General features: G+C 65.5%; 22 protein-coding genes. 18 read left to right on the forward strand and 4 right to left on the reverse strand.

Going from position 1 to position 23968, the window contains the following annotated elements:
- Positions 1 to 124: 124 nt before the first annotated feature.
- From KU884_RS08050 to KU884_RS08060, 3 genes are all read left to right on the forward strand, one after another.
- Positions 125 to 457 carry a hypothetical protein gene (locus tag KU884_RS08050; RefSeq protein WP_167782167.1) on the forward strand — a complete coding sequence of 111 codons (333 nt, stop codon included), beginning with the start codon at positions 125 to 127 and terminating at the stop codon, positions 455 to 457.
- Positions 458 to 576: 119 nt separating this feature from the next.
- Positions 577 to 1158 (forward strand): TRAP transporter small permease subunit, encoded by a 582-nt coding sequence (locus tag KU884_RS08055; protein ID WP_167782168.1) that lies wholly within the window; start codon positions 577 to 579, stop codon positions 1156 to 1158.
- Positions 1158 to 2528: a TRAP transporter large permease subunit gene (locus tag KU884_RS08060; RefSeq protein WP_167782169.1), complete on the forward strand. Its 1371-nt coding sequence runs from the start codon at positions 1158 to 1160 to the stop codon at positions 2526 to 2528. The genes KU884_RS08055 and KU884_RS08060 overlap by 1 nt, the downstream gene beginning before the upstream one ends.
- Before the next feature lie 84 nt (positions 2529 to 2612).
- On the opposite strand, the gene KU884_RS08065 is transcribed toward KU884_RS08060, so the two are convergent.
- Positions 2613 to 3692, reverse strand: a complete 1080-nt coding sequence (locus tag KU884_RS08065) for a TRAP transporter substrate-binding protein (RefSeq protein WP_167782170.1) — start codon at positions 3690 to 3692, stop codon at positions 2613 to 2615.
- Positions 3693 to 3857: 165 nt separating this feature from the next.
- Here KU884_RS08065 and gloA point away from each other — a divergent pair, with 165 nt between their 5' ends.
- The 7 genes from gloA to KU884_RS08100 all read left to right on the forward strand — a co-directional run bounded on the left by gloA (position 3858) and on the right by KU884_RS08100 (position 11371).
- On the forward strand, positions 3858 to 4394 hold the full coding sequence (gene gloA / locus KU884_RS08070) for a lactoylglutathione lyase (RefSeq protein WP_167782171.1): 537 nt from the start codon (positions 3858 to 3860) through the stop codon (positions 4392 to 4394).
- A 156-nt stretch (positions 4395 to 4550) separates the two neighbouring features.
- Complete coding sequence (locus tag KU884_RS08075; protein WP_167782172.1) at positions 4551 to 5030, forward strand: DUF3015 domain-containing protein; 480 nt, start codon at positions 4551 to 4553, stop codon at positions 5028 to 5030.
- 111 nt (positions 5031 to 5141) lie between these two features.
- Positions 5142 to 7079: a DUF4105 domain-containing protein gene (locus KU884_RS08080; RefSeq protein WP_167782173.1), complete on the forward strand. Its 1938-nt coding sequence runs from the start codon at positions 5142 to 5144 to the stop codon at positions 7077 to 7079.
- The gene (locus KU884_RS08085; RefSeq protein ID WP_167782174.1) at positions 7066 to 7932 is read left to right on the forward strand and encodes an alpha/beta hydrolase; all 867 of its coding nucleotides are present in this window, start codon (positions 7066 to 7068) and stop codon (positions 7930 to 7932) included. The genes KU884_RS08080 and KU884_RS08085 overlap by 14 nt, the downstream gene beginning before the upstream one ends.
- Before the next feature lie 68 nt (positions 7933 to 8000).
- Complete coding sequence (locus KU884_RS08090; protein WP_167782175.1) at positions 8001 to 8825, forward strand: hypothetical protein; 825 nt, start codon at positions 8001 to 8003, stop codon at positions 8823 to 8825.
- On the forward strand, positions 8813 to 10303 hold the full coding sequence (locus tag KU884_RS08095) for an RsmB/NOP family class I SAM-dependent RNA methyltransferase (RefSeq protein ID WP_167782176.1): 1491 nt from the start codon (positions 8813 to 8815) through the stop codon (positions 10301 to 10303). The genes KU884_RS08090 and KU884_RS08095 overlap by 13 nt, the downstream gene beginning before the upstream one ends.
- Before the next feature lie 423 nt (positions 10304 to 10726).
- Positions 10727 to 11371: a hypothetical protein gene (locus KU884_RS08100; protein ID WP_167782177.1), complete on the forward strand. Its 645-nt coding sequence runs from the start codon at positions 10727 to 10729 to the stop codon at positions 11369 to 11371.
- Here KU884_RS08100 and rlmM read toward each other — a convergent pair.
- Entirely contained in the window at positions 11320 to 12408 is a 1089-nt protein-coding gene (rlmM, locus tag KU884_RS08105) for a 23S rRNA (cytidine(2498)-2'-O)-methyltransferase RlmM (protein ID WP_167782178.1), read from the reverse strand. The two genes, KU884_RS08100 and rlmM, sit on opposite strands and share 52 nt — an antisense overlap.
- A 148-nt stretch (positions 12409 to 12556) precedes the next feature.
- Here rlmM and KU884_RS08110 point away from each other — a divergent pair, with 148 nt between their 5' ends.
- The 3 genes from KU884_RS08110 to KU884_RS08120 are packed head-to-tail and all read left to right on the forward strand — an operon-like array spanning position 12557 to position 15028.
- On the forward strand, positions 12557 to 13366 hold the full coding sequence (locus KU884_RS08110; protein WP_167782179.1) for a slipin family protein: 810 nt from the start codon (positions 12557 to 12559) through the stop codon (positions 13364 to 13366).
- Positions 13338 to 14258, forward strand: coding sequence for a site-specific tyrosine recombinase XerD (gene xerD / locus KU884_RS08115; RefSeq protein WP_167782180.1), 921 nt, complete (start codon positions 13338 to 13340; stop codon positions 14256 to 14258). Before KU884_RS08110 ends, xerD begins: the two co-directional genes overlap by 29 nt.
- Positions 14259 to 14299: 41 nt before the next feature.
- A complete protein-coding gene (locus tag KU884_RS08120; RefSeq protein ID WP_167782181.1) occupies positions 14300 to 15028 on the forward strand; it encodes a DsbC family protein in 729 nt (242 codons plus the stop codon).
- Between the two features lie 188 nt (positions 15029 to 15216).
- Here the strand turns inward: KU884_RS08120 and fdxA are convergent, their stop codons facing one another.
- Both fdxA and mutS read right to left on the reverse strand, forming a co-directional pair.
- Positions 15217 to 15540: a ferredoxin FdxA gene (gene fdxA / locus KU884_RS08125; protein ID WP_167782182.1), complete on the reverse strand. Its 324-nt coding sequence runs from the start codon at positions 15538 to 15540 to the stop codon at positions 15217 to 15219.
- Positions 15541 to 15688: 148 nt separating this feature from the next.
- Positions 15689 to 18229 carry a DNA mismatch repair protein MutS gene (gene mutS / locus KU884_RS08130; protein WP_167782183.1) on the reverse strand — a complete coding sequence of 847 codons (2541 nt, stop codon included), beginning with the start codon at positions 18227 to 18229 and terminating at the stop codon, positions 15689 to 15691.
- 360 nt (positions 18230 to 18589) lie between these two features.
- On the opposite strand from mutS, the gene KU884_RS08135 reads away from it, so the two are divergent.
- The 5 genes from KU884_RS08135 (at position 18590) to alaS (ending at position 23930) form a co-directional block, all read left to right on the forward strand.
- Positions 18590 to 19108, forward strand: coding sequence for a CinA family protein (locus tag KU884_RS08135; RefSeq protein WP_167782184.1), 519 nt, complete (start codon positions 18590 to 18592; stop codon positions 19106 to 19108).
- A 3-nt stretch (positions 19109 to 19111) separates the two neighbouring features.
- Positions 19112 to 19633: an RNA 2',3'-cyclic phosphodiesterase gene (gene thpR, locus KU884_RS08140; protein ID WP_167782185.1), complete on the forward strand. Its 522-nt coding sequence runs from the start codon at positions 19112 to 19114 to the stop codon at positions 19631 to 19633.
- A gap of 114 nt (positions 19634 to 19747) precedes the next feature.
- The gene (recA, locus tag KU884_RS08145; protein ID WP_167782186.1) at positions 19748 to 20788 is read left to right on the forward strand and encodes a recombinase RecA; all 1041 of its coding nucleotides are present in this window, start codon (positions 19748 to 19750) and stop codon (positions 20786 to 20788) included.
- A gap of 14 nt (positions 20789 to 20802) precedes the next feature.
- Positions 20803 to 21273, forward strand: a complete 471-nt coding sequence (locus KU884_RS08150; RefSeq protein ID WP_254432213.1) for a regulatory protein RecX — start codon at positions 20803 to 20805, stop codon at positions 21271 to 21273.
- A 53-nt stretch (positions 21274 to 21326) separates the two neighbouring features.
- Complete coding sequence (gene alaS, locus KU884_RS08155; protein WP_174813721.1) at positions 21327 to 23930, forward strand: alanine--tRNA ligase; 2604 nt, start codon at positions 21327 to 21329, stop codon at positions 23928 to 23930.
- Positions 23931 to 23968 lie beyond the last annotated feature (38 nt).

Genomic DNA, 23968 nt, shown 5'->3' on the forward strand with positions numbered 1-23968 from the left:
CCGGTTCGCGCCGGGGGATCGCACCGCCGCTGTGCGCCATGATAAGTCGCGGGGCAACTCTGGTGCACAGGGTTACCGCCGTGGACCGTCCCACCGAACGTCACCATCAGGCAATGGAGCAGACATGGATGAGCATACCGAGTTTTCTTTCGAGGTGCGGCTGGTTATTGCGCGACTTGCCCGGCTGGTGTGCAAGTTCGACGGGACCCGAACGGCCCTGTCGGACCAGGACGATGTTCTGCAACTGGTGAACCATGCGCTCCAGCACACACGTCCCGAGGTGCAGTCCATTGTCGACGAACTGCTCTACCTGATGACAGCCGAGGAACTCGCGTTTCTCTCGCAGCAGGGTGTCAGCCTTCCGGAAGCCTATGCTGCCCTGCTGCCCGGGGCCAAGCGCAGTGCCCTGGCCGGTCGACCGAAGCGGGTCTACAGGGGGCAGATCATCGAGGAGTGATGGGCGACGGCGCACGCCCATATGCAGCCGGGTGACGTAAAAACCGGTCAAATCTGGCAATACCTGCAATAACGTTAGTATGATCCCCGCTCCGCAAACACACACGTCCGGGGGTGGGGATGCGTGTCCTGGTGCTCATTGCACGGGTCATCGACGGGGTGAACGGTGTTATTGGCCGTGCCATGGGCTGGGTCGCCCTGCTCATGGTCACCATTGGCGTGATCAACGTTGTTGGGCGCTACCTGGGTGCCCAGATCGGCATGCAGCTCAGCAGCAATGCCCTGCTGGAGGCGCAGACCTACGCCTATTCCATGATCTTCCTGCTGGCGGCGGCCCACGTCCTGTGCGGCAACGGACACATCCGCGTCGACATCATCTACGCCGGCCGGAGCCAGCGCACACGTGCGTGGATTGACATTTTCGGCACTCTGATCTTCCTGCTCCCCTTCTGCATCTTCGCGCTCTACTTCAGCGTGGGTTACGTCGAGCGGTCCTGGAACGTGCTGGAGTCCAGTCCCAATCCCGGCGGATTGCCGCGGTACCCCATCAAGACCGTCATTCTGATCGGTTTTGCCATGTTGCTGCTGCAGGGGGGCAGTGAGCTGATCAAGCGTATCGCCTGGTTGCGGGGTGTGCCGGGCGTGCCGGGACCGGGCGATGCGGACGCCAGGCGTGTCGCTGCCCAGGCAGGGGAGGCCTGATGGAGTTCCTTGCCTTCTGGATGTTCGCCGTCCTGCTGTGTTTTCTGCTGCTGGGTTATCCCGTGGCCTTCGCCCTCGGCGGCACCGCCGTCCTGTTCACGCTCCTGTTCAGCGATCTGCTACCAAACCTGGGTGTGCTCGAATGGCCCTGGGATCCGGCGTTCGGGGCCCGGCGCCTGAATATCCTGCCACAGCGCATCTTCGGCTCGATCATGGACAACTACACCCTGGTCGCCGTGCCGTTTTTCGTCTTCATGGGTGTGATGCTGGAGCGCTCGGGGCTGGCCGAAGATCTGCTGCAGACCATGGGCCGCCTGTTCGGGAAAATGCGCGGCGGCCTGGCGATCTCGGTGGTCGCCGTGGGCGCGCTGCTGGCGGCATCCACCGGGGTGGTCGGCGCCTCGGTGGTCACCATGACGGTGCTGGCCCTCCCGGTGATGCTCAAGTACGGCTATGACCGCGGTCTGGCCAGCGGCACCATCGCCGCGAGCGGGACGCTGGGGCAGATCATCCCGCCGAGCATCGTGCTCATCATTCTGGGGGACCAGATGACCCGGGTGAACGTGGGTGACCTGTTCATGGGAGCGCTCATTCCCGGGCTGTTGCTTGCCGGGCTGTATATGCTCTGGATCGCCCTTTACGCCTTCATCCGGCGGGATAAAGCCCCGGCCATGCCGGCGGTGGCCGAGGAATTCGCCATCGCCAACCTCTGGCTCGCCGTGGCGCGCAGCCTGCTGCCACCGCTGGTCCTGGTGGCCGTGGTGCTGGGGACCATTTTCTGGGGGGTGGCAACACCCACGGAGGCAGGCGCCATGGGTGCCTTCGGCGCCACCGTGCTGGCATTCCTCAATGGCCGCCTGAATCTGCGGAATGTCATGGCGGTGAACGAGGCTACCGTCAGGCTCACCAGTATGGTGTTCATCATTCTGGTGGGGGCGACGGCGTTTGCCATGGTGTTCAGTGCCCTGGGCGGTCACTGGATGGTGGAGGACTTCCTCGCCGACTTGCCGGGCGGGGAGTGGGGTTTCCTGGTCCTGGTGATGCTCACCATCTTTATCCTGGGCTTCTTCCTGGACTTCATCGAGATCACTTTCATCGTCGTCCCGCTGGTGGCGCCGGTGGCTGTGACCCTGGGTTTCGATCCAGTGTGGTTCGCCGTGCTCATCGCCATGAACCTGCAGGCGTCGTTCCTGACGCCGCCGTTCGGTTTTGCGTTGTTCTACCTGCGTGGTGCGGCGCCGCCCAGCGTGACGACGCGTGATATCTACCGTGGCATCGTGCCGTTCATCATCATCCAGCTCATCATGCTGGGTATCATCGTGGCATTTCCGCAACTGGTGCTGTGGCTGCCCGAGGTGGCTCGCACCTGAGGAATGTCGATGGGCGCCGCGGATTGACGGGGGTCGGGGTGGGAGACACGCGGGCGAGGCCATGCCCCGCCCGCGGACTGCTGATCAACGGTTGAAGATGTACTGCTGATACTGGAACGTGGTGCGCTCGTTCCAGCCGCGAATCTGGCGACGGAAAGCGTCCCACTCTTCGTAGATCCTGGCGTATGTCTCGTCTTCCATGTCTTCTTCGTGGACTTCCCGGGCACCCTCCCAGAAGGCGTCGATGACCGATTCAGGGAAATCCAGCACCTCGATGCCGTGTTCCTCCTGCAGCGTCGCCAGCGCCTGGGGATTGGTCTTGAGATACTGGGCGGCCATCCAGCTGTTGGCCTCGGCACAGCAGGCCCGGATCTGCGCCTGGATGTCGGCGGGGAACTCGTCCCAGGTCTCAAGATTGAAGTAGAAGCCGAGCATGGCGCTGGGTTCCGCCCAGCTTGGCATGTAGTAGTATTGGGCCACTTCGTGCATGGCCAGGGTCATGTCGTCCGCCGGGCCAACCCACTCGGCGGCGTCCAGGGCGCCACGGTCCATGGCGGTATAGACTTCGCCTCCGGGCAGTTGCTGGATGTTGACCCCGGCCTTGGCCATGACGCGGCCCCCGTGCCCGGGGAAGCGCATGCGTAGCCCGCGCAGGTCATCGGGCCCTTCGATACGCTTGTTGAACCAGCCGCCCGTCTGGGCGCTGGTGTTGCCACCCGGGAAGGCGATCATGTTGTCCCGGGCGTTGAGCTCGTCCCACAGCTCCTGACCGCCGCCGGCATACATCCAGGCGTTCTGCTCATCCAGGGTGAGGCCAAAGGGGATGGCGGTGTAGAAACCGTGGGCCGGGGACTGGCCGATGTAGTAATAGGGTGCGGTGTGGCAGCACGGGAAGGCGCCGCTGGAAACCGCGTCGTAGACCTCCAGCGGCCCGATCTGATCGCCGCCGGGATAGGTGCGCACCTCCACGTCACCGTCGGTCATCTCGTTGATGCGGCGGGCAAAGTATTCCGCCGTTCCATAGAGGTTCTCCAGCGCTGCTGGCCAGGAGGTGGGCATTTCCAGGCGGAAGCGCCGGTTACTGGCAATGACATTGGGTGAATAAACGGTGCTAGCGGCCACGGCGGCGGCGCCGGTGGCGGTCAGAAAATTGCGGCGTTTCATCGCGACTTCCCCCTCAGGTCTTTTGTCGTTGTGGGTCAGTGGGAACCCCATAACAATAACGCGAGAGCGTGGGTGACGCGAGAGCGAGCGCCCTTCGGGCTTTTGGCGGTGTTCCCGGAGCCGGGGTATCGTGGCTGTCTCACGCGACACGCAACGGAGGTTCTCATGTCCCGGCACTTTGACGCTGCCCCCGGCCTGTGCGAGCAGCCCGATCCCCAGACCCAGCAGTTCGTTTTCAACCAGACCATGCTGCGCATCAAGGACCCGGAGCGCACGCTTGACTTCTACACCCGTGTGCTGGGCATGCGGCTGCTGCGCAAGCTGGAGTTCCCCGCCATGGAGTTCACCTTGTACTTCCTCGCGGTTGTCCCCGACGACCAGGCGGACAGTGTGCCGGCGGATGACGGCGAGCGCACGTGCTGGACCTTCGGCCGCGAGGCGGTGCTGGAGCTGACCCACAACTGGGGAACGGAGAACGATCCGGAGTTCCGCGTGCACAGCGGCAACGAGGAACCCAAGGGATTCGGTCACATCGGTTTCGCCGTTCCGGACGTGTACGCCGCCTGCGAGCGCTTCGAGTCTTTGGGGGTGGAGTTCGTCAAACGGCCCGACGACGGCAAGATGCAGGGTCTCGCCTTCATCAAGGATCCGGACGGATACTGGATTGAGATCTTCGAGGCCGGCCGCATGGGTGCCCTTTGAACGAATGTTGACCGTGCCGGGCACGCGTCCATGGCGTTCGCCGCCGCCGGTATGATACTAAGGGGAGCGGGCAGAAGAGAGTCGCCCGAAAAGCCGGCGCTTTCGGCGCCGGACGCCTTAAGGGAATTTCTATACTTCAAGAAAGGAGCCATCCTGATGAAAAAGAAATTGATTGCGGCAGCACTGCTGGGCACCGTGTACGCGACCTCCGCTCATGCCGACAGCACTGGTTGTGGTCTGGGCTCCATGGTCTGGGACGGCCAGCAGGGCATTGCTCCGCAGGTGCTCGCTGTAACCACCAATGGCACCTCGGGCAACCAGACCTTCGGCATCACCTCCGGGACCCTGGGCTGCGAACAGGACGGCGTTATCCAGTCCTCTGCTCAGTTGGGCATGTACACCGGCTCCAACATGGATGCGCTGGCCCGCGACATGTCCACCGGCTCCGGTGAGTCCCTGCATGGTCTGGCCGACATCCTCGAGGTCTCCGCTGAGGATCGTGGCCGTTTCTTCGCAGCCCTGCAGGAGAACTACGCCTCCATTTTCTCCTCCAGTGACGTGACGGCCGAGGACGTGGTCCAGGGCGTCAACGAAACGCTGAAGAGCGACGCTGAACTGGCCGGCTACTCGGTCTGATCCCGGGAGTCATGCCCTGCGGCTGCCCCAGCGGGGGCAGCCGCAGTTCGTCCCTGACCCGAGCGATGCCGATGAGGTGTCGCCCCCGCCGGCGAACATGACGGTCACTCCTTGAAACTCCTATTGCGCATGTTGCTGCGGCTGCCCGTACTCCTCGCGGCGCTGGGTGTCGCAGTCTACCTGATGAGCTCGGACGCAGCGGCCGACACAGCCCCGGACGAGTTGCGCGAGCTGCTCGAACGGGCCGAGGCGGACGGCGCAGCGGACACGCGGGAATGGCAGAACCTGCTGCAATACCGCGAGCGGCGCTTTCTTCCCGGGCGGCGCAGCGGCACGCGGGATCCAGCGTTCTTCCTCGCCGACGAGGGTTGGCGGGATCCACAGGCGGAGATTCGGGCGACCCTGCGCGCATTCTTCCAGGATCCGGCCAGCGTCCCGGAGGACGAGCAGCATCCCCAATGCCGTTTCCCCGCCCGGCGCGCGTGGTTGCTGGAGCGGCTGGGTGCCGATGTCAGCTGGCTTCCGGAGGTGGACTGCCCGCGTTTCCAGGAGTGGTATCAGGGGATCGATCCGCACGAAGTGACCCTGGTCTTCGCCGCCGCCTACCTGGGCAACCCCGCCTCCATGTACGGACACACCCTGCTGCGGGTGGACCCGCCGGAGCAGGATGACGATAGTCGGCTGCTCTCCTACGTCATCAATCACGCCGCTGCCACCGACGAGACCAGCGGCTTCGTATTCGCGGTGCGCGGCCTCACCGGTGGTTATGCCGGTATGTTCTCCATCATGCCGTATTACGAGAAGGTGCGGGAGTACAACAGCCTGGAGAGTCGGGATCTGTGGGAGTACCGGCTCAACCTGGAACCCCACGAGGTGGAGCAGCTCATGCGCCACACCTGGGAGCTGCGGGGTACAGGGTTTCCGTACTATTTTCTCTACCAGAACTGCTCCTACCGGCTGCTGGAACTGCTGGACGTGGCCCGCCCGGGGATGAACCTTGCGGACCAGTTCTCCTGGTGGGCGATCCCCACGGATACGGTGCGCACGGTGCTGGCCGAGGAGGACATGCTCAGGGAGGTGGTCTACCGCCCTGCGGAGCGCACGCGACTGGACCATCAGATCGACATGCTGTCGCCCGAGTTGCTGGACTTGACGCTGGCACTGGCGGAAGGCGAGCGCGACCCCGGCAGCGTCAACGATGAGATAAATCAGCAGGATCGCGCCCTGGTGCTGGAGACGGCCTACGATTACCTCAATTTCCGGCAGAAGTCGGGTGACGGGGAACAGGACCAGCGGGAGCGCATGCGGGAACTGCTGGTGGCCCGGAGCCAGGTAACCGGCGTTGACGGCGCCGATGCCCCGGACAGACCGGAGACGCGACCGGACGAAGGCCACGGCACGTTGCGCCTGGGCCTGGGGGGCGGCGAACGTGGCGGCGATGCCTTCGCCAGCCTGCACTGGCGCCCGGCCTACCACGACGGGCTGGATCCGGCGGAGGGCTATATTCCGGGTGCGCACATCAGCTACGGCGACGTGGAAATCCGGTTCGACGACGGCCGTGACCGGCTCGAGCTGGAGCGCCTGATGTTCGTCGATATCGAATCCCTGAATCCCCGGGACCGGCTGTTTCCGAGCTGGTCCTGGAACATCCGCGGCGGAGCCGAGCAGCGGCTGCGGCCCGCCGGCGGCCGGTCGCTCATGGCGGGCGTTGACGGCGGCGGGGGTGGCACCTGGCAGGCAGGCGATACGCCCCTGTGGGCCTATGCCGGCCTGCAGGCGAGTGCCTGGGGTTCGGAGCGCCTGGATGGCGGTGTTCGCGCGCTGGCCGGGCCGCGGCTCGATCTGCGCTGGCAGGGCAGTCGCGTGCGCGGCCATCTCCGTGGTGAGGGCTTCTGGTCTACGGACGCCTCAGCTCCGGGGTGGCGTGTCGGCGTCGAGCAGGCGCTCATCGCCTCGCGCAATGCATCTCTTCGGCTCGGCGTCTCCCGGGAGCAGGATTTCGGGATCCACGAAACATCGGTGCAGGCCGTGCTCTATGGCTACTTCTGATTGCACCTCGTCCCTGCCGGGACGGTGGCTGCGGTTGATCCTGCTGCTGGCGGTTGCTGTCATGCTGGCGGGCTGCAGCCGGCTGTTCTTTCTGCCGGAGTCCGGGCATCGCTGGGATCCGGCCACAGTGGGCATCGAGTATGAGGATGTCTGGTTCCAGGCGGAGGATGGTACCCGGTTGCACGGTTGGTTCCTGCCCGCGGAAGAGCCCCGCGGAACCATCGTGTTCCTGCATGGGAACGCCGAGAACATCAGCACCCACATCGGTGCCGTCCACTGGCTGCCGGATCGCGGCTACAACGTCTTCCTGCCGGACTATCGCGGCTTCGGCCTGTCCGAGGGGCGCCCGGACTTTCAGGGTGTCCACCTGGATGCGCGGGCGGCTCTGGAGCACGTTGCCGGCCGGGATGACGTGGAGGAGGGCACCCTGGTGGTGTTGGGGCAGAGCCTGGGTGGCTCGGTGGCTATCACCACCGTTGCCCGCGAGGGCGAGGCCCACGGCGTCCAGGCGCTGATCGCTGACAGCGCATTCAGCAGCTATCGCGGCATCGCCCGGGAGAAATTCGGCGAAATCTGGCTGACCTGGCCGTTCCAGTGGCCGTTGAGCCTGGGTATCAGTGACCGGTTTGCTCCGGTGGACCACGTGCGTGATGTCAGTCCCATTCCCTTGTTGCTGATCGCGGGCGAGGAGGATGTCATCGTTCCGCCCCACCACAGCAGGGATCTCTACACTGCTGCCAGACCGCCGGTGGAGCTGTGGCGATTCCGCGACGTTGGACACACCCAGGCATTCGCCCGGGCGGACGTGCGTGATGGCGTTGTCGCCTGGCTGGACGATACCCTCGACTTTTGACCCCCCGCCCGGTCTGGGTTTCAATGCGCACTTCCCGACACGCGAGTCACTGAAAAAGGACACTGGGCATGTCTGCGCTGGGCCCGAGAGAGGTGGAGCCGGATGCCTGGAGCGAGTGGGTCCGGGAGGCGGTGCGATTGCTGCTGGGTCAGGCCGCCTGGACCGGTGCAGTGCTCGCCCTGGTGCTGCTGGTGTTCTATGCAGTGCACCAGCTGGAGTGGATGCCAGTGCGCCGCTTCAGCATGCTGCTGTGCCTGCCGCTGGCGTTGATGGTATTCATCCGTCTGGCATGGTTTGCCGACCATGGCCGCCGCGCGCGGGTGCATCAGCTCTTTCCCGGGAATACGGAGCTGCTGCTGGCGGTGGGATGTGCGGCGACGGTCATGGCCCTGCACGGGGGGCTGGCAACCATCCTGGACCCACTGGCCGGCGGTTTCCGTGAGCTCGTGGAGCAGACCGGCCTGTGGAGTCCCGTGCGGGCGGATGGACTCCCGGCGGAGCCGCCCCTGCGGCAGACGCTGCTCGGGCCGATCCTGATCCCGGGGGGGATTTTCGGCACCGCGCTCATGGCCATGCTGCTGGTCCTGCTGGCCTTCGGTCAGTGGTTTCTGCTGCCCATGACGGTGCTGCACCATCCACCGCTGCCCCCGGCCATGGGCATGGGTCCCAGGGCCTACGCCATGAACCCCGTCCCCATGCTGGGAGTGACGGGTCTGCTGATGATCGCTGCGGGGCTGCTCGCCGCCAGCGCCGGGTGGTTATTCATCCTGTTTGTCCCGTTCTTCGGGGCGCTAATGTACGTGTCCTATCGCGATGTGTTCCTGGGCAGGGAATCCGATGCCCCGGAGCCCGTGGAAGCAGAGGAGGAAGTTGGCGAAGAATGGCAGACGTGACGACTCCCTGTGCGACGCTGCAACCCGACCGGGAAACCCTGGCCCGGCGCCTGTGCGAGCGCTATGCCAGCATCGTGGATGACCCCGAGGCGCTGATCGCTGCGCTGCTGCGGCCGCTGCCGTCCACTCTCTGGGCCAATCCCCGGCGTCTGTCCCGGGAGGAGTTGCAGGCCATTCTGGCGGCGGACGGGATTGCGTCGACGCCGCTGCCATGGTCCAGCCACGGCCTGCGCCTGTCGGAAGGTGCGCGCCCCGGGCGCCACTGGGGCTTCCTTGCCGGGTTGTTCCAGGTGCAGGAAGAAGCCTCCATGCTGCCGGTGGAGTTCCTGGACCCGCATCCCGGTGAACGCGTGCTGGATCTCTGCGCGGCACCGGGGAACAAGACTGCGCAGATCGCCCTGGCCATGGCCAACCGCGGCACCGTCATGGCCAACGATCTCAAGAAGGGGCGCCTCGCCGCCCTGCGCCAGACCATCAAGCGCCTGGGGCTGCTGAACGTGGCCATCACCTGCCAGGACGGTCAGGCCATCGGTGCCCGCGCCGGTGGCTTCGACCGGGTGCTGGTGGATGCGCCCTGCACCTGCGAAGGGACCTTTCGCAAAGTGACCCAGCCCACCATCAGCGACGCGGGGTTCCGCAGCCGGCGCGCGGCGGTCCAGCTCAGGCTGCTGGAGCGCGCCCTGCGCCTCACCCGGCCGGGCGGTCGCATCGTTTACTCCACCTGTACCCTGGCGCCGGAGGAGAACGAAGCCGTGGTGGATACGCTGCTGCACCGCTACCCGGGCGATGTGCGCCTGCTGCCGGCACGCCTGCCCGGGCTGGACGGGGCGGCCGGGTTGACCGGATGGCAGGGGCGAACATTCGATCCGTCCCTGGCGGACACCCTGCGCCTGTGGCCGCACCACAACGACACCGGTGGCTTCTTCGTTGCCGTGCTGGAACGCTCGGCCGGCGCCCCTGTCATCCGCGACCCGGCCTGGTTCCGGCCTCCGGAGGAGGCGCGGGAGTGGCTGCAACCGCTCACCGATCGCTTCGGCATTGCCGCTTCCGCGTTCCAGGGGGTGGTTCCGGTGAAGCGCGGCAACAAGCACCTGCATCTGGCACCGGAGGATCACCGTTACCCCGAGGCACCCGCTCCGGTCATGCTCGGTCTGCCCGCGGTCCGCCGGCGCAGCCTGCCGGTGAAGCCCACCACCGCGGCAGCCATGCTGTACGGGCACGCTGCGGTGCGCAACTGCCTGGGCCTGGACACCGCCCAGGCGCAGGCCCATCTGGATCGGGAGGTCATTTTTCCCCGGCGCGAACAGCTCGGCGATTGCACTGGGCCGGGGTATGTGGTGCTGCGCTATCGCGGCTACACCCTGGGCCTGGGCCAGTTGATCTACGACCGGGAGACCGGCAAGCCCAGAATCTTGAGTCTGATGCCCAAGGCCTGGGCTAAGGACGCCGCCACACTCACTCCTGAAGAAGGTGGGTGATGGGGCGCTCATGAACTCCAGGTGCCCACCCGACGCATGGCTCCCCATTCGTGGCGGCGCCTATTCGTCAGAGTGGTTGTCGCCTGTTGCTGCTCCGGCATTGGGGCGTACGTTATCAATCCTGCACCCGTTCTCCTACGGCACCGTTCACAATTCCCGGCAGGCTCCGGGCGTGGGCGGGGGAGGCTTGCGCGCGGGTGGCGCGGGTGCTAGTTTGCGACCATGAAGACGTACGGCCATCACTCCTATTGGCGCGCCGACTGGCGATTTAGCGGCCCGGGTCTCGTGGACCGCTCCGGGAGGGATGTGCCCCTGTGTTGATGCCAACCATCTGAACAGGTGATTGCCACCAGAAACGCCCCCGGAGCCGAGGCCCGGGGGCGTTTTTCGTTGGTGGCGGCAGTAACGGAAGAGAACAGACGTATGAGTGACGACGGACAACGAACGGAGGCCCTGCGCACGTTGCTGGAGCGCCGTGACCTGACGGACCCGGCCCAGGGGAGACACTCCATGCAGGAGCTGGTGGCACGCCTTTGCAACGCGGTGGACGGACGCCGACACCGGTCTCTGCGCACCCCGCCTTTGGTGCCGGCGGCCCAGGGCTGGAAAGCGCGGCACGCCACCACGGAGACGGTGCTGGCAGCCCTGCCGGACCTGGTCGCGGAAGAGCAGGATGGACTGCTGCTGAGCTGTGCCGGGGTGGTGTGCGGCAATCGTCAGCAGGACGCAACCGTGCTGGTGGCCCATCAGCTGGACTGCTGGATCCTTGGTGAGCGTGCATCCACCGTGCTCTCGGGCGCAGTGGGCGGTGCCATGGCCGCGGCATTGCCGGGAGTGTCCTACCGCCTGCTACCGCAGCGTGACAGTCGCATCGGCCCGGGTTTCCGGGTGGACGTCCTGACTGACGGGCAGTGGCAGGAAGTGGGCCTTTGCGGCTTGCTGGAAGACGAGGCCGCGGTTGCCGCCGGCTTCAGTCTGATGCTGGAGCCGTTGCTGGCCGTGGCGCCCTGGGTCGATTACGCACCGGCGGCCGGGATGACGCAGACGGTGACCTCTTCACGGTCGTGATAGAGCTGCTTGCAGCGGACGTCCATGGCCCGGTCGGCCCGCATCAGTTCGTTGCGCAGCCGCTCCAGACCGTCCCGCACCGTGGCATAGCGCTGTTTCATGGGCAGTTTCAGGTTGAACACCGCCTGGCGGCAGTCACCGCGGGCCAGCCAGCGCCCCATGAGCGGCAGAATGCGCGACGGCTGCTCCACCATGTCACAGACCAGCCAGTCCACCGGTGTCTCCGGGCGAAAGCGGAAGCCGTCCTCGCGGCGATGCTCCACCAGGTCCGAGTGCATCAGATCAGCGTCCATGGGGCCATTGTCCACGGCGGTGACGTGCATGCCCCGGCGCACCAGCTGCCATGTCCAGCCGCCGGGGGCGGCACCCAGATCCACCGCGGTACCGCCGGGGCGCAGGAGGCGTTCCCGCTCGCGCTCGTCCAGCAGCGTCACTAGCGCCTCCTCCAGCTTGAGAGTGGAGCGGCTGGGCGCCTGCCCGGGCATGCGCAGCCGCGGGATGCCGAGATGCCAGGGCGAGCTGTTGGCCACCGGGGTGATGCCCGGGAAGACAGTGGCGGAATCGGTGAACAGCAAGTGCAGGCGATGTCCGGCATCGGGCCGCAGGGCACCGGTCCGGTCCAGCGCGGCCTCCAGGGTACGGCCGAACCCCCGGCAGAACCGCGATAGCGCCTTGCCCTCGTTGGTATCGGGATACTCCAGCATCACGTCGGCGAACGGCCCCTGATCGGGCAGCGCGTCCAGCAACGGGGCCAGTCGGTCTTCCGGGGGCAGGTCACGCAGCCAGCCACTGCCGGCCAGCCACTGGCGCACGAACATCAGCGCCTTGAACTCCAGTCGCAGCAGGAGCGGCCACAGGGGCGTCCCGTCGGCGCTGTGGAGTTCCACCAGACCGGTGCCGGCATGGGTGCGGCAGTAACCTGCCAGGCCTGCCTCGGCAGTGCGCTCGGTGAGCTCCGCCGCGGCGTCGTTTTCGAAGCCGGTGCGGGTATAGGCCAGCAGGGCGGCGCTCTGGTCCCAAGGGTGGATGGTTGGCATAGCGGCATTGTACGCACCTCGCCCCGCAGTCGCAGGGTGTTTCTGACAGGCGTCGGAAGCAGCTATGCTGAACCTTGTGCGTATCGAGATGCCCATAGAGGGGCGTCGCCTTGAGAACACGAACCCGCGAATCAGCAAGGAGAAGTTTATGGAGACCATTCTACTTATTGTCGGCGCGGCGCTGGTCGCGTTGGTGGCCTCGGCCATCCGCGTCCTGCGCGAGTACGAGCGTGGCGTCATTTTCCAGCTCGGGCGCTTCTGGAGCGTCAAGGGGCCGGGTCTGATCCTGGTCATCCCCCTGATCCAGCAGATGGTCCGGGTCGACCTGCGCACGGTGGTCATGGACGTCCCCAGCCAGGACGTGATTTCCAAGGATAACGTGTCTGTCGGCGTCAATGCCGTTATCTATTTCCGCGTGGTGGACCCGCAGCGGTCGGTGATCAACGTCGAGGACTTCTTCGCGGCCACCAGTCAGCTGGCACAGACGACGCTGCGCTCGGTGCTGGGTAAGCATGATCTGGACGAGATGCTCCAGGAACGTGACCGGCTTAACCAGGACATCCAGGAGATCCTGGACGAGCACACCGACGCCTGGGGCGTGAAGGTGGCCAACGTCGAGATCAAGCACGTGGACGTGGACGAGAGCATGATCCGCGCCATTGCCCAGCAGGCGGAGGCGGAGCGCAGTCGGCGTGCGAAGATCATTCACGCCGAGGGCGAAATGCAGGCGGCGCAGAAGCTCCAGGATGCCGCTAACATCCTCTCCCAGAACTCCCAGGCCATCCAGTTGCGCTATCTGCAGACGCTGCAGAGCATTGGCCAGGATCAGAACTCCACGGTGGTCTTCCCGGTACCGCTGGATATGCTGAACTCCATGGGGGATTTCCTGAAGAAGAGCACCGAGAAGGCGGCCGAGGGCACCAGCGGCAATGGTGGCGGTACCGGAACCGGCGGCTGAGCCTGCGGGGGCGGGGCGCATCGAGGCCTTCCTCGATGCGCTCTGGCTCGAGCGTGGTCTCAGCGAGAGCACGCTGCGGGCCTATCGCACCGACTTGCTTGCCTTCGCCGCATGGCAGGAGCGTCGGGGCGGTGCACTGGAGGCCGCCGATCGTGCCGCCGTGCTGGGTTATCTGGCCGAGCGCGTCCAGGCTGGAGCGCGGCCGCGCAGCACCGCCCGTCTGCTCTCCAGTCTGCGCCGCTTCTACGGCTGGTTGCTGCGCGAGGGCGGTATCAGCAGTGACCCCACGGCGGACGTGCAGTCGCCGCGAACCGGGCAGTCCCTGCCTGCGGCGCTCACCGAGTCCGACGTGGAGGCGTTGCTGGCGGCGCCGGAAATCGATGATCCCGTGGGGCTGCGCGACCGTGCCATGCTGGAGGTGCTCTATGCCTCTGGCCTGCGTGTATCCGAACTTGTTGCGTTGACCCTGTCTCAGGTCAACACCCGCCAGGGTGTCGTGCGCATCGTGGGCAAGGGCAATCGTGAGCGCCTGGTGCCGCTGGGGGAGACCGCCCTGGACTGGATGGAGCGCTACCAACGCGAGGCGCGCCCCGTGCTGCTCCGCCGCCGCCTGTGCGACACCGTGTTCCTCACGGCGCGGGGAGCGGGCATGACCCGCCAGGCCTTCTGGTACCGCATACGTCGCCACGCCGTCACCGCCGGCATCACCAAGCCGTTGTCCCCGCACACCCTGCGGCACTCGTTCGCCACCCACTTGCTGAACCATGGCGCTGACCTGCGCGTGGTACAGTTGTTACTCGGCCATAGCGACCTGTCCACGACGCAGATCTACACCCATGTGGCGCGACAGCGGCTGCAGGACTTGCATGCCGCACATCATCCCCGTGGTTGAGGTAGCCGATCCGATCACCAGGAAACAAAGGAGCTCCGCGTTTGTCTCGTCTCATCGTGTTGACCGTCATGCTTGCCCTTGCCAGCGCCTTTCAAGGTGCCGTTGCCGATGACCTGGATGCGGTCACCGAGCGCATCACCGAACGCCTGCAGACCATGGACCCGGACCTGGTGCCGGATCGCGTCGAGGAGACGCCGCTGGACGGCATCTATCTCATCGTCGTCCAGGGGCAGGTGGCGTACATGTCCGCCGATGGGCGCTACCTGATCCAGGGCGATGTCATGGACCTGGATAGCCGCCGCGCGCTCTCCGATGCGGTACAGGGCGACATGCGCCGGGATCAGCTCGAGGAGCACGGCGAAGGCAACATGGTCGTGTATTCGCCGGAGGGTGACGTGCGCCACTCGGTGACCGTGTTCACCGATATTGATTGCCCGTATTGCCGGCAGATGCATGCCCGCATGGATGAGTATCTGGATAAGGGCATCGAGATTCGCTACGTGCAGATGCCCAGGGCCGGTGTCGATACCGGCTCATACCGCAAGGCCGTCAGCGTATGGTGTGCCGACGACCGCAACGCCGCCATGGATCGCGCCAAGGCGGGCGAAAGCATGGAACAGCGCGAGTGCGACAATCCCGTTGCCGACCAGCTGGATCTCGCCCGTTCGTTGGGAATCAATGCAACACCGACCATCGTCGCGGAAGACGGCACGGTGTTTCAGGGCATGGTGTCACCGGATGACCTACAGGGGCGGCTGGAGGACCTGTGAGGACGCACGGGTGTCAGCAGGCGTAGGGCGGGTCTTCAGGTCCGCCATTGCCGCCTCGTTCAAGCCGCCTTGGCCCGCAGAGCACAGACGGCGGACCTGAAGGTCCGCCCTACGCCTGGCCTGCCGCGGTTTATCGCCGGATCCGTGCTGAGCAGCCTCTTGTTGTGGTTGTGGCCTTGTGACGCGTATCAGCGCTCCAGGAGTTCCAGCTTGCCCGGCTTGCCGTCCCACTCGTCGGCGTCCTCCGGAGGATCTTTCTGTTCGGTGATCACCGGCCATTTCTGCGAGAGCTCGGCGTTGAGCTCCAGGTAGTGGCTCATTTCGTCCGGCAGGTCATCCTCGGAGTAGATGGCCTCGGGCGGGCATTCCGGCTCGCACAGAGTGCAGTCGATGCACTCGTCCGGGTCGATGACCAGGAAATTCGGCCCTTCGTGGAAGCAGTCCACGGGGCAGACCTCCACGCAATCCGTGTACTTGCACTTGATGCAGTTTTCCGTGACGACAAAGGTCATGGGAGACTCCGTTGCACATGATCAGTCCGTCACGGCGCAGCGGCCACGTTGAACGGGACAGACTGGATGACAGGTTGACGTTCGGGGGTTGCCTAGTGTCCCGTCCCCGACGTCGTCGGGGACGGGACACTGGCGCCGGCGCGATAGTTTAGCGCTTTTGCCCGGTGTCCACGAGCCTCTTGAGTTCGTAGAGCAGATCCAGGGCCTGGCGCGGCGTGATGTCGTCCGGCTCCAGCTCCTGAAGGCGCGTTTCGGCCGGCCCTGGTTCGGGCGTCGCCGGGAAGAGTTGCAACTGGTCCGCAGGATCCCCGCGCCGTCGGGTCTCCCGTTCCAGTTCCTCCAGCTTGCCTCGGGCGGCGTCGATCACCGCACGGGGCACACCCGCCAGGGCAGCCACCTGCAGGCCGTAGCTCTGGTTCGCGGGCCCATCCTTGACCGTATGCAGGAAGACGATGCGCTCACCGTGCTCGACGGCGTCCAGATGGATGTTGCGCACCACGGCTTGCTGCTCCGCCAGCGTGGTCATTTCGAAATAGTGGGTGGCGAACAGGGTGAACGCGCCCAGCCGCTCCGCCAGACACTCCGCGGCGGCCCAGGCCAGCGAGAGGCCGTCGAAGGTGCTGGTGCCGCGCCCGATTTCGTCCAGCAGCACCAGGCTTTGCGGTGTGGCATTGTTGAGAATATTGGCCGTCTCGGTCATCTCCACCATGAAGGTGGAGCGGCCGCTGGCAAGATCATCCGACGCGCCGATGCGGGTGAAGATCCGGTCCACCGGTCCCAGCATGGCGCTGCGCGCTGGTACGAAACTGCCCACATGGGCCAGCAGAGTGATCAGCGCCACCTGGCGCATGTACGTTGACTTGCCGCCCATGTTGGGCCCTGTGATCACAAGCATGCGCCGGTCATCGCTGAAGTGAACGTCGTTGGGCACGAAAGCGGTGTCCAGCACCTGCTCCACCACCGGGTGACGGCCATGTTCAATGGTCAGGCCGGGTTCCTGGCTCAGCTGCGGACGGCTGTAGTCCAGGGTGTCGGCGCGCTCTGCCAGGCAGGCCAGGGCATCCAGCTCGGCCAGTGCGTCGGCGGCGGTCTGCAGGCCTGTCAGCGACTCACCCAGCAGCTCCAGTAGGTCATCGTAGAGCGCCTTCTCCCGGGCCAGCGCCCGTTCACGGGCACTGAGCACCTTCTCCTCGAACTCCTTGAGTTCCGGCGTGATGTAGCGCTCGGTGCCCTTGAGGGTCTGGCGGCGGGTGTAGCGCTCAGGGATCGCCTCGGCATTGGCCCGGGTGACCTCGATGTAGTAGCCGTGCACACGGTTGTAGCTCACCTTCAGCGTGCCGATGCCGGTGGCCTCGCGCTCCTGCGCCTCCAGATCCACCAGGAACTGGTTGGCGTTGTTGCTGAGTGCGCGCAGTTCGTCCAATTCGCTGTCATAACCGGCCGCGATCATGCCGCCGTCCCGGGTCAGCACCGGCGGATTCTCCACCATTGCGCGGGTAAGGAGGTCCACCGTGTCGGGATGGGGTGCAAGGGCTTCCATGAGTCCATAGAGCAACTCGCTGCTGACCCCGGTCAAGGCCTCCTGCAGTCTCGGCAGTCTTTCCAGCGCATGGCGCAGGGCCTCCAGGTCCCGCGGACGTGCGGACCGCAGCGCCACCCGCGCCAGGATTCGTTCGGCGTCACCGGTGGCGTGGAGGATGTCGCGGACGGTGTCGTACCGGCGCTGCTCCAGCAGGGATTCCAGGGCGTCATGGCGCGCTTGCAGACGCGCCTGGTCCCGCAGTGGCCGGTGCAGCCAGCGGCGCAGGAGCCGGCTGCCCATGGCCGTGCGGGTGGTATCCAGCACACTGGTCAGGGTGTTGTCGGTGCCACCGCCCAGGTTGGTCTCGATCTCCAGGTTCCGGCGGCTGGCTGCGTCGATGATGATGCCCTCATCCCGCCGCTCCACACCCAGCGCGGTAACGTGGGGCAGGGCGGAACGCTGCGTGTCGGTGACGTACTGGAGCAGGGCGCCCGCGGCACGCACGGCCAGCCCCAGTTCTTCGCAGCCAAAACCAGTGAGGTCGCGGGTGCCGAACTGGCGTGTGAGCAATCGACGGCAGCTATCTTCCTCAAAATGCCATGGAGGGCGGCGAGTTACACCTTTCTTTTCAAGCAGTGTCTCAGGAAGGGGTTGATCTTCGTCGTAGAGAATTTCTGCCGGCCCCAGCCGCTCGATCTCCGCCAACAGACCGTCGGCATCCTCGACTTCCTGAGTGGTGAAGCGTCCGCTGGAGAGCTCCAGCGCCGCCACGCCGTAGCGCTCGCCGGCCTGACTGATGGCGGCCAGCAGGTTGCTGCGGCGATCCTCCAGCAAGGCGTCATCGGTGAGCGTGCCCGGTGTGACAACGCGGGTGACTTGCCGCTCCACGGGGCCCTTACTGGTGGCGGGGTCGCCGATCTGCTCGCAGATGGCCACCGATTCGCCGCGCCGTACCAACCGAGCCAGGTAGTTCTCCACGGCGTGTACAGGCACGCCGGCCATGGGAATGGACTCGCCGGCGGACTGTCCGCGCGCGGTGAGCGTGATATCCAGGATTTCGGCGGCGCGGCGTGCGTCGTCGTAGAACAGTTCGTAGAAATCGCCCATGCGGTAGAACACCAGGATATCCGGGTGCTCCGCCTTGATGCGCAGGTACTGCTGCATCATGGGCGTGTGTTGTAACGTCTTGTTTTCGCGCTGGGTATTAGCCGCCACTGTCGAGTGCCCGCCCTCTAGGATCCATAACTCGTCCCTCTCGCGCGTGCAGTCTCCTGACGCGGAGGCATAAAAAACCACACCGTTAATGCTGGCGCGAGTGGGCGCGCGGGCGAACAGGTGGCCCGCGCCGTGTTGGCGTCGATGCTACCACCCAGCCCTGGATCGATGTGAGGGCAGAGGACCCTCTGCCTGTTGTGCGCGGTCAGTACGTGTTCGCAATCAACCCGCCGGCAGTGTTCCCGGGGCGCGTCCGATGCGGAATGAGCTGTGCTAGAGTCTGCCCACACCCTCGCAAACGTAGCTGGAGCAATGGATTACACGGACACCCGCAGCGCACCTGACGACGTCCGCCTGGAACAACTCGCACATGCCGTTGGTAATGCCCTGGGGCGACGCGGCCAGCGCCTGACGGCGGCGGAATCGTGTACCGGAGGCTGGATCGCCAAGGCGTTAACGGATGTGGCCGGCAGTTCCGGCTGGTTCGATCGCTCCGTGGTGACCTACTCGAATGCTGCCAAGGAGGAGTTGCTGGGTATCGATCCCCGGTTGCTGGAACGTCACGGCGCGGTGAGCGAAGACGTCGTGCGCGCCATGGCCGAGGCGGCCCTCGAACGCAGCGGCGCGGATGTGGCCCTTGCCGTCAGTGGTGTTGCCGGCCCGGATGGCGGGTCGCCGAGCAAACCGGTGGGGCTGGTCTGGTTCGGGTGGGCGTTGCGCTCCGGCTTCCTGATCTCTCGCCCCGAGCGCTTCCCCGGAAACCGGGATGCAGTCCGTCGTGCCGCTGTCGGTACGTCGCTGGAAGGAGTGCTGCGCCAGTTGGGAGACTGAAGCGTGGCACGCCTGTTTTTTGCCCTGCAGCCATCCAGCGACGATCTGGACCAGCTTGCCCGGGCCATGCCGGAAAATCCGGGTGCGGGGCGCGTGATTCCAAGGGAGAATCTGCACGTCACGCTGGCGTTTCTGGGCGAACTTGGTGCGGAGAAGGCCGCCGCCGCCAGAGAGGCGGCCGATGGCGTGCAGGCACCACCCGTCACGCTGTGCTTCACGGCGCTTGCCTACTGGCCGGGACCCCGCACCCGGGTGCTCGTCCCGGAGGAGGTCACCGCTGCCGCGCAGACGCTGCGCGGCGAACTTGCGCGCCGACTGCGGGAGAGGAATGTGCCGTTCGACGCCCGGATCTGGCGGCCGCATTTGACCGTGGCGCGGAAGGCTCGCCCGGCAGAGGAGGTGCGTCTGGAGCCGCTATTGCTCGGTTTCAAGGAATTCGTTCTGGTGCACTCCCGTACTGAGCCCGCCGGAGCCCACTACGAGTCCATCGGCCGCTGGCCGCTGCATGAACATCGGTCGGTCTGACCGGCGGACAGGGGGTGGGAGGGGGTCGGTGAGTATGGAATAATGCTCCGCCATGGGTACCGGCGCGGAGCGCTTGGTTACCCCGGCGTGCCTGAACAAGCCAGAGGTTGAAGAATGGACGAAAACCGCAAAAAGGCCCTCGGTGCTGCCCTGGGGCAGATCGAGAAACAGTTCGGCAAGGGCGCTGTCATGCGCATGGGGGATGCTGCGGCCGTCAAGGATGTCGCCGCCATTTCCACCGGCTCCATCAGTCTCGACATGGCGCTGGGTATCGGTGGACTGCCCCGGGGCCGCGTGGCCGAAATCTACGGCCCGGAATCCTCCGGCAAGACCACCCTCACGCTGCAGGTGATCGCCGAGGCGCAACGTGCCGGAGGGACCGCCGCATTCGTCGATGCCGAGCATGCCCTCGACCCGGACTATGCCCGCAAGCTGGGCGTGGACGTGGACGAACTGCTGGTGTCGCAGCCCGATACCGGTGAACAGGCGCTGGAAATCGCCGACATGCTGGTGCGCTCCGGCGCGGTGGATGTGGTCATCGTCGACTCCGTGGCAGCGCTGACGCCCAAGGCGGAGATCGAGGGCGAGATGGGCGACTCCCACGTCGGCCTGCAGGCGCGGCTGATGTCCCAGGCCCTGCGCAAGCTCTCCGGCAATATCAAGCGTACCGGGACGCTGGTTGTCTTCATCAACCAGATCCGCATGAAGATCGGCGTGATGTTCGGCAGCCCCGAGACCACCACCGGCGGCAACGCACTCAAGTTCTACTCTTCCGTGCGCCTGGACATCCGTCGCATAGGCGCCATCAAGAAGGGTGACGAAGTGGTGGGCAACGAGACCCGGGTGAAAGTGGTCAAGAACAAAATGGCGCCGCCGTTCAAGCAGGCGGAGTTCGAGATCCTCTATGGCGAGGGAATCTCCCGCGAAGGCGAGCTCATCGATCTGGGTGCCAAGCATGGCATCATCGACAAGGCCGGCGCCTGGTACAGCTACAACGGTGATCGCATCGGCCAGGGCAAGGACAATGTGCGCCAGTTCCTGAAGGACAATCCGGCCATGGCCGGCGAGATCGAGTCCAAGCTGCGCGAGGTGCTCCTGCCCGAGAAGGTATCCGGGGCAGGCGAAGAGGAGCCCTCCGAGGCCGAAACGCAGTGACCCGGTGACGTCTTATGGATGCCGAGCCCGGGGCAGAGGATTTTGACGCGGCCTATGAGGCTGGCGTGCGGTTCCTGGCCCGTCGCGAGCACGCCAGGCGCGAGCTGCAGCGCAAGTTGAGGGCACGGGGGTTCAGCGACGCGGTGGTCGGGCAGGTTCTGGACCGCTTGGTCCAAGAGCGGTATCTTAGCGATGACCGTTTCACTGAGGCTTTCGTGCGCCAGCGTTGTGAGCAGGGCCAGGGGCCGCTGAAGATCATCGCCGCGCTCGGTGAGCGAGGTATTGACGAGAGCCTGGCGCGCCACCACCTGTCGCAGCAGGAGGTGGACTGGCTCGCGCAGGCGCGGGAAGCGCGGCGCCGACGCTTCGGTGAGGCACTGCCGGCCGACCGCAGGGAATGGGCGCGCCAGGCGCGCTTCCTGGCAAGCCGCGGCTTCAGCTCCGAGGAGGTCTACCGCGTGTTGGACGAGAGCGCTCACGAATAAACGGGAACCCCGCGGCGGAGGCTGCGGCTTTGCAAAGGCAGGTTTGACCAACCATGAGCATTTCCAGCGCCGAACTGCGCCGCGCTTTTCTGGAGTTCTTCCGCGAGCGCGGCCATGAGGTGGTCCCGAGCAGTCCCCTGGTGCCCGGTAACGACCCGACCCTGCTGTTCACCAACGCCGGTATGGTGCCGTTCAAGGACGTGTTCCTGGGCAAGGAGGATCGCGGCTACACCCGTGCCTGCTCGTCTCAGCGTTGCGTGCGCGCCGGCGGCAAGCACAACGACCTGGAGAACGTCGGTTACACCGCACGCCACCACACGTTCTTCGAGATGCTGGGCAATTTCAGTTTCGGCGATTACTTCAAGCGTGAGGCCATTCAGTACGCCTGGGAGTTTCTCACGCAGGTGGTGAACCTGCCGCCGGAGAAGCTCTGGGTCACCGTCTACGAAGAGGACGACGAGGCCGCCCGGATCTGGCTGGAAGAGATCGGCGTGAGCCCCGAGCGTTTTTCCCGGATCGGTGCCCATGACAACTTCTGGTCCATGGGTGACACCGGCCCCTGCGGCCCTTGCTCCGAGGTGTTCTACGATCACGGCCCCGAGGTCCCGGGCGGCCCTCCGGGCACCCCTGAGGAAGACGGGGACCGCTTCATCGAGATCTGGAATCTCGTGTTCATGCAGTACAACCGGGCCGCCGATGGCACCATGACCGATCTACCCAAGCCGAGTATCGACACGGGCATGGGCCTGGAACGGTTGGCTGCGGTTCTGCAGGGCGTGCACAGCAACTTCGAGATCGACCTGTTCCGCAACCTGATCCGTGCCGCCGCACAGGCGACCGGTGCGAAGGATCTCGACGACAGCTCCCTCAAGGTGATTGCCGACCACATCCGCGCCTGCGCCTTCCTCATTACCGACGGGGTGTTTCCCGCCAACGAGGGGCGCGGGTACGTGTTGCGGCGGATCATTCGCCGCGCCGTCCGTCACGGTTACAAGCTCGGCCAGGAAGACGCCTTCTTCCACAAGCTGGTCCAGCCGTTGGTGGCAGAGATGGGGGAAGCGTTCCCGGAACTGGTCGAGCAGCAGAAGCAGGTCGAGCGTCTGCTCAAGCGCGAGGAAGAGCAGTTCCACGAGACGCTGGAGCAGGGGCTCAAGCTGCTGGAGTCGGATCTCAGGCATCTGCGCGGCTCGGTGATTCCCGGTGCGACGGTGTTCAAGCTCTACGACACCTACGGTTTCCCGGTGGATCTCACCGCTGACATCGCCCGGGAGCGCGAGCTTGGCATAGATATGGAAGGCTTCGAGTCCCACATGGAGGCACAACGCGAGCGTGCCCGGGCGGCGAGCCAGTTCCGTGCGGACCATGCCGGGGATGCCGAAGTTGACGCCAACTCGCGTTTCACTGGCTACGACCACATCAGGGACACGGGTGTGGTTGCTGCCCTGTTCGCCGGAGGTCGCAGCGTGAACCGGCTGGAGTCCGGTCAGCAGGGCATGGTGGTGCTGGACACGACCCCGTTCTATGCCGAATCCGGCGGTCAGGTGGGTGACACCGGCACCTTGACGGGCGCCGGCGTTCGCTTCCGTGTGGATGACACTGTGCGGCAGGGCGGGGCCATCGGTCATCTCGGTGTCGTGGAAGAGGGTGTCATCGCAGCCGGCGACAGCCTGGAAGCCACGGTGGATGGTGATCGTCGTGCTGCCATCCGCCTGAATCACACCGCGACGCACCTACTGCACGCCGTTCTTCGTGAGCGACTGGGGACGCATGTGCACCAGAAGGGGTCGCTGGTGGCGCCGGACCGCTTGCGCTTCGACTTCTCCCATCCCGAACCCATTGATCCGGCGGAGCTGCGCCGCATTGAGCAGATCGTCAATGCGCGCATCCGCGCCAACGAGGCTGCGGATATCCGCGTGTTGCCCTATCAGCAGGCCATCAGCATGGGCGCTATGGCGCTGTTCGGTGAAAAATACGGCGACCAGGTACGGGTGGTGCGTTTTGGTGAACTGACCACGGAACTTTGCGGCGGGACGCACGTCGATCGCACAGGGGATATCGGCCTGTTCCGCATTGTCGAGGAGACCGGGGTGGCCGCTGGCGTGCGCCGCATTGAGGCGATCACCGGAGCCCGCGCCGTGGAGTGGGTAGAAGAGCAGGCCAGCGAGGTCCGGCAGGTGGCGGACATGCTGAAGGCCAGTCCGGAGAACATTCGGGTGCGACTGGAACAGGTTCTGGATCGCCAGCGCCAGGCAGAGAAGGAGCTCGAGCGGCTCAAGCAGAAGGTGGCCAGCCAGGCGGGGGGTGATCTCGCCGACTCCGCCGTGGACGTTGACGGAATCCGCGTGGTGGCATCGACCCTGGACGGAGGCGATGCGAAATCGCTTCGTGACACCGTCGATCAGCTCAAGAACAAGCTGGGCAGCGCCGCGGTGGTCCTCGCGGCCGTGGATGGCGGTAAGGTTCGCCTGGTGGCCGGTGTAACCAGCGATCTCACCGACAGAGTCAAGGCGGGTGAGCTGGTGAACGCTGTCGCCCGGCAGGTCGGTGGCAAGGGCGGAGGACGCCCGGACATGGCGCAGGCGGGCGGCAGTGAGCCCGACGGGTTGCCAGCCGCCATGAAATCCGTGCCGGACTGGGTGCGACAGCAGTTACAGTGAGGCCGACAAGCCATGGTGTGCACCTCCGGGTGCCACCC

Origin of the sequence: Aquisalimonas sp. 2447 (assembly GCF_012044895.1) — a bacterium.
Classification (GTDB): domain Bacteria; phylum Pseudomonadota; class Gammaproteobacteria; order Nitrococcales; family Aquisalimonadaceae; genus Aquisalimonas.

Coding starts and splice junctions, on each gene's coding strand:
- KU884_RS08150 (WP_254432213.1), top strand. CDS start 20,803: ATGGATGCCGAGCCCGGGGCAGAGGATTTTGACGCGGCCTATGAGGCT.
- KU884_RS08055 (WP_167782168.1), top strand. CDS start 577: ATGCGTGTCCTGGTGCTCATTGCACGGGTCATCGACGGGGTGAACGGT.
- gloA (WP_167782171.1), top strand. CDS start 3,858: ATGTCCCGGCACTTTGACGCTGCCCCCGGCCTGTGCGAGCAGCCCGAT.
- mutS (WP_167782183.1), bottom strand. CDS start 18,229: ATGATGCAGCAGTACCTGCGCATCAAGGCGGAGCACCCGGATATCCTG.
- KU884_RS08090 (WP_167782175.1), top strand. CDS start 8,001: ATGTCTGCGCTGGGCCCGAGAGAGGTGGAGCCGGATGCCTGGAGCGAG.
- KU884_RS08050 (WP_167782167.1), top strand. CDS start 125: ATGGATGAGCATACCGAGTTTTCTTTCGAGGTGCGGCTGGTTATTGCG.
- KU884_RS08075 (WP_167782172.1), top strand. CDS start 4,551: ATGAAAAAGAAATTGATTGCGGCAGCACTGCTGGGCACCGTGTACGCG.
- KU884_RS08100 (WP_167782177.1), top strand. CDS start 10,727: ATGAGTGACGACGGACAACGAACGGAGGCCCTGCGCACGTTGCTGGAG.
- fdxA (WP_167782182.1), bottom strand. CDS start 15,540: ATGACCTTTGTCGTCACGGAAAACTGCATCAAGTGCAAGTACACGGAT.
- KU884_RS08065 (WP_167782170.1), bottom strand. CDS start 3,692: ATGAAACGCCGCAATTTTCTGACCGCCACCGGCGCCGCCGCCGTGGCC.
- KU884_RS08135 (WP_167782184.1), top strand. CDS start 18,590: ATGGATTACACGGACACCCGCAGCGCACCTGACGACGTCCGCCTGGAA.
- recA (WP_167782186.1), top strand. CDS start 19,748: ATGGACGAAAACCGCAAAAAGGCCCTCGGTGCTGCCCTGGGGCAGATC.
- rlmM (WP_167782178.1), bottom strand. CDS start 12,408: ATGCCAACCATCCACCCTTGGGACCAGAGCGCCGCCCTGCTGGCCTAT.
- KU884_RS08110 (WP_167782179.1), top strand. CDS start 12,557: ATGGAGACCATTCTACTTATTGTCGGCGCGGCGCTGGTCGCGTTGGTG.
- xerD (WP_167782180.1), top strand. CDS start 13,338: ATGGTGGCGGTACCGGAACCGGCGGCTGAGCCTGCGGGGGCGGGGCGC.
- alaS (WP_174813721.1), top strand. CDS start 21,327: ATGAGCATTTCCAGCGCCGAACTGCGCCGCGCTTTTCTGGAGTTCTTC.
- KU884_RS08085 (WP_167782174.1), top strand. CDS start 7,066: ATGGCTACTTCTGATTGCACCTCGTCCCTGCCGGGACGGTGGCTGCGG.
- KU884_RS08060 (WP_167782169.1), top strand. CDS start 1,158: ATGGAGTTCCTTGCCTTCTGGATGTTCGCCGTCCTGCTGTGTTTTCTG.
- KU884_RS08095 (WP_167782176.1), top strand. CDS start 8,813: ATGGCAGACGTGACGACTCCCTGTGCGACGCTGCAACCCGACCGGGAA.